This window comes from Actinomycetospora sp. (genome assembly GCF_055612215.1).
Genome location: NZ_JBVPVA010000135.1, coordinates 1 through 4,624, shown reverse-complemented (window position 1 = coordinate 4,624; position 4,624 = coordinate 1). Strand labels below are relative to the sequence as shown.

Here is a 4,624-nt window from a genome sequence, read left to right as displayed (position 1 = left end):
CGTCCTCGAGGTTGAGGAACGTCGTCCCGCCCGCGGTCGCGGGACGCTGCCGGTGGGTGACCACCCCGCCGACCTCGATGCGCTCCCCCTCCGCCACCGCCGCGACCCCGGCCACCGAGAACGCGCCCCGCTCCTCGAGCGCCGCCCGCAGGTGCGAGACCGGATGGCCGTCGGGGGTCATCCCCGTCGCCCACACGTCCGCGATGGTGAGCTCCACCGCCGACATCCCCGGCAGCGCCGGGGCGTCGAGCCCGACCGCGGTCTCCGGGAGCCGGTCGTGGCGCACACCCGCCCGCGTCACCGCCGTGCCCGCCGCCGCCGCGCCCGCCGCCCAGAGCGCCTCGCGCCGCTCGAGGCCGAAACAGCCCAGCGCGCCGCCGGTGGCCAGGGCCTCCAGGTGCGCGGTGGTGAGGTCCGCCCGGCGCGCCAGGTCCGCCGCCCCGGTGAAGGGGCCGTGCGTCTCCCGCGCCGCCACGATCCGCTGCGCGACCTCGTCACCGAGGCCCCGCACCCCGGCGAGCCCGAGCCGGACCGCCACCCCGCCCTCGCTGTCGGGATGCGGCTCCAGCTCGGGCTCGGCCCGGCTGCGCCCGACGTCCGGACCGAGGACCACCACGCCGTGGCGGCGCGCGTCGGCGACCAGGCTCTGCGGGGAGTAGAAGCCCATCGGCTGGGCGCGCAGCAGCGCCGCGCAGAACGCCGCCGGGAAGTAGCGCTTGAACCACGCCGAGACGTAGACCAACGACGCGAAGCTGATCGAGTGGCTCTCCGGGAAGCCGAAGTTCGCGAACGCCTTGGTCTTGGCGAAGATCCGGTCGGCCAGCTCCCCGGTGATCTGGTTGGCCGCCATCCCCGCGTAGAACCGCTCGCGCAGCCGCTCGAGCCGTTCCTCGGACCGCTTCGCCGACAGCGCCCGGCGCAGCTCGTCGGCCTCGGCGGCACTGAACCCGGCGACGTCGGTGGCCAGCTGCATGAGCTGCTCCTGGAACAGCGGCACCCCGAGGGTCTTGCGCAGCGCCGGCTCGCAGAGCGGGTGGTCGTAGACGACCCGTTCCTGGTTGTTGCGCCGCCGGATGTACGGGTGCACCGAGCCGCCCTGGATCGGCCCGGGGCGGATGAGTGCCACCTCGACGACCAGGTCGTAGAACTCCCGCGGCTTCAACCGCGGCAGCGTGGCCATCTGGGCGCGGGACTCCACCTGGAAGACGCCCACCGAGTCGCCCCGCGCCAGCATCGCGAAGACCTCCGGGTCCTCGGGCTGCAGGTCGTGGAGCTCGAACCGGCGGCCGTGGTGGGCCGCCACGTAGTCGCTCGCGTAGTGCAGCACCGAGAGCATGCCCAGCCCGAGCAGGTCGAACTTCACCAGGCCGACCGCGGCCGCGTCGTCCTTGTCCCACTGGATGACGCTGCGGTCCTTCATCCGCGCCCACTCCACCGGCACCACCTGGTCGACCGGCCGGTCACAGATGACCATCCCCCCGGAGTGGATGCCGAGGTGGCGGGGGAAGCCCGCGATCTCCTCCGCGAGCGTGGCCACCGCCCGCGGCATCCCCGGCACCTGGTCGCCCAGATCCGCCCCGGGACCCCACCGGTCGATGTGCTTGCTCCACGCGTCCTGCTGGCCCTGCGCGAAGCCGAGCGCGCGGGCGGCGTCGCGGACCGCCGAGCGCGGCCGGTAGGTGATCACGTTCGCGACCTGCGCCGCCCGGTCCCGGCCGTAGCGCTCGTAGACGTACTGGATGGCCTCCTCACGCCGGTCGGACTCGATGTCCAGGTCGATGTCGGGGTAGCCGTCGCGCTCCGGGGAGAGGAACCGTTCGAAGAGCAGGTCCATCTTCACCGCGTCGACGTGGGTGATCTCCAGGGCGAAGCAGACCGCCGAGTTCGCGGCCGAACCGCGGCCCTGGCAGTAGATGTTCGCCCGGCGGCAGAAGTCCACGATGTCGGCGACGATGAGGAAGTAGCCCGGGAAGCCCTGCCCCTCGATGATCGCCATCTCGTGGTCGATCACCTCCCAGGCCCGCGGGTTGTCCGCCCGGCTGCCGTAGCGCTTGCGCGCCCCGTGGTCGGTGAGGTGGCGCAGCCAGCTCGCCTCGGTCTCCCCCGGCGGGACGTCGAACGGCGGCAGCTCGGGCGTGAGCAGCGACAGCTCGAAGGCGCACTCCCGCCCGAGCACCGCCGCGTGCGTGACCGCCTCGGGGTGGCGGGCGAACCGGGCGGCCATCTCCGCCCCGGAGCGCAGGTGCGCGGTGCCCGGCGGCAGCCAGCCCTCGGCCTCGTCGAGGCTGCGCCGCGCCCGGACCGCCCCGAGCGCGGCGGCGATCCGGGCCCGGTCCGGCGTGGCGTAGTGCGCGGCGGTGCTTGCCACCGTGGCCAGGCCGGCGCGGGCCGCGAGCTCGGCGAGCAGGTCGTTGCGCTCGACGTCGACGGGCAGCCCGTGGTCGGTCAGCTCGACGGCCACCGACTCCGCCCCGAACATCCCCACCAGGTGGTCCAGGGCCCGGGCCGCCGCGTCCGGGCCACCGGCCTCGAGAGCCCGGCGGACGTGGCCCTTGCGGCAGCCGGTGAGTACGACGACCCGGTCGCGCAGCGTTGCCGCGACGCGCTCGAGATCGTGCACCGGGCGGCCCTTCTCCGCCGTCGGGTCCATCGCGGCCTCGGTGATCGCCCGTGAGATCGCCCGGTACCCCGCCGGGTCGCGCGCGAGCACCAGCAGGTGCTCCCCCTCGGGATCGGCCACCCCGTTCTGCGGGGCGGACAGGCCCAGCGAGAGCTCGGCACCGAAGACCGTGCGCACCCCGAGCTCCTGCGCGGCCTCCGCGAAGCGGACCACCCCGTACATGCCGTCGTGATCGGTGAGCGCGATCGACTCCAGGCCGAGCCGATGGGCCTCCTCGACGAGCTCCTCGGGCTGGCTCGCGCCGTCGAGGAAGCTGTAGGTGGAGTGCGTGTGCAGCTCGGCGAACGGGACGGGCGTCGGCGTGGCGCCCGCCGTCACCGCGTCGGACGGTGGCCGGTAGGGCGCGCGCGTACGGCTCCAGGCCGGCGAGTCGCCCCCGTCCCCGGGGTGCGGCACGTCGCGCGAGGGGCGACCCCGGTGCCCGCTCTCCCGGACCGGCACGGTGCCCACGTCGGCCGGGTGGAGCGTGCCGGGCCCGTCGACCTCCGGGGCGCCCTCGCGGGCCGGAGCCGGCCCGGAGCGCGGCCGCCCCGCGAGGATCCGCTCCATCTCCGACCAGCTCACCGCCGGATTGCCCCAGCCCATCCCGGCCTCCCCGCCCATGTGGTCGAACACGTGTTCGATATGAACGAGGGTAACGCCGGGGTCCGACAACGCGGTGCCGGACCGGGGGATCCACCCTGGGCGAGGGTTCGAGTCCTGATCGTGGACTCGGTAGTCCTGTCGTGATACCACTACGGCGTGACCGCGCCGCTGATCCTCGCCCTGCCCACCGACGACCGGGTCCGGGCGCACGCCTTCTACCGCGACCTCGGGTTCGCCGCGCCCGGCCCCCCGGCCGACGACGGCGTGCCGGAGCCGCTGCAGGTCGTCGTCTCCGACGGGGTGCGCGTCATGCTCATCCCCCGCGGCGGCTTCGGGTGGGTGACCGGTGACCACGAGGTCGCCGCGCCCGGCACCAGCGAGTGTCTGCTGAGCCTCCCGGCCGCGGACGACGCCGAGGTCGACGCGGTGCTCGCCCGGGCCGAGGCGGCCGGCGCCACGGTGGTGGAGCGCCCGGTGACGAAGCCGTGGGGCCACCTCGCGACCTTCGCCGACCCGGACGGCCACCTCTGGCAGGTCATCCACGGCCCGGACTGGACGTAGCCGCCGTTCAGTCGTAGATCCCCTCCACGGTCCAGCGGCCGTCGCGCAGGACCAGCAGCAGGGCCAGCCCGACCGCGTCCGCCGAGGAGGAGGCCGGGTCGGGGGCCAGGTCGGCCGCCGGATCGGGGTCGTCGCCCCCGTCGGCGCGGGGGCCGTCGCCGAGATCGCCGGTCGTCCCCGCGGCCGGCCAGGAGACCGGGGGGACGCACACCACCTGGATGCGCAGGCACCCGGCCGGGGCCCGCGGGTCCCACCACCGGCCCTCCTCCGGCCACGGCCCGCCCCACGTCCGCACCGGTGCCGACCCGGCGTCCTCGCCGATGGCCACCTGCGCCGGGGCCGCGGAGAGCCCGCCGCGCGGGGCCGCCCGGACCGGCCGCCCCCGGGCGTCGAGGACCCGGGCCGGCAGGGGCGCGGGCGGCACCGTGGACGGCGAAGGAGCGGGCAGCGTCCCCGGCCACGGGGCCGCCGGGTCGAGCGCCGGGGTCCGCTCGTCCCCCCACGGCACGGTGCGGACCCGCTCGGCCGGGCCACGGCCACCGCCGGGCACCCCGGTGAGCACCTCCTCGGGCCCGAGCAGCCCCTGCACCCGCACCAGTGCGCGGCCGGCCCGCTCGTCGGCGACCCCGGTCTCCCCCCAGAGCCCGAGCTGCAGGCGCCCGGCGTCGACGACCTCCTCCGGCACCAGCCGCAGGGCCGCGAGCCCCTCGCCCCCGTGGCCCCGCTCCGGCCCCCGCCGCGACAGCCAGCCCTCGAGCTGCCACCGGACGCGGTCGGCGGTGGCGGTGGGGGTGAGCG

2 protein-coding genes and 1 pseudogene are annotated in these 4,624 nt (G+C 76.0%); 1 reads left to right on the top strand and 2 read right to left on the bottom strand.

Translation table 11 applies throughout. From position 1 onward, the window contains the following. On the bottom strand, positions 1-3,265 hold a 3,265-nt coding region (locus AC0CYZ_RS03695), incomplete at its 3' end, for an error-prone DNA polymerase (RefSeq protein ID WP_472212451.1). A gap of 156 nt (positions 3,266-3,421) precedes the next feature. Here AC0CYZ_RS03695 and AC0CYZ_RS03690 point away from each other — a divergent pair. Then, the gene (locus AC0CYZ_RS03690) at positions 3,422-3,826 is read left to right on the top strand and encodes a VOC family protein (protein WP_472212449.1); all 405 of its coding nucleotides are present in this window, start codon (positions 3,422-3,424) and stop codon (positions 3,824-3,826) included. Positions 3,827-3,833: 7 nt separating this feature from the next. Here AC0CYZ_RS03690 and AC0CYZ_RS03685 read toward each other — a convergent pair. Next, positions 3,834-4,624, bottom strand: a pseudogene (locus tag AC0CYZ_RS03685) (DNA polymerase Y family protein); the annotation flags it as partial.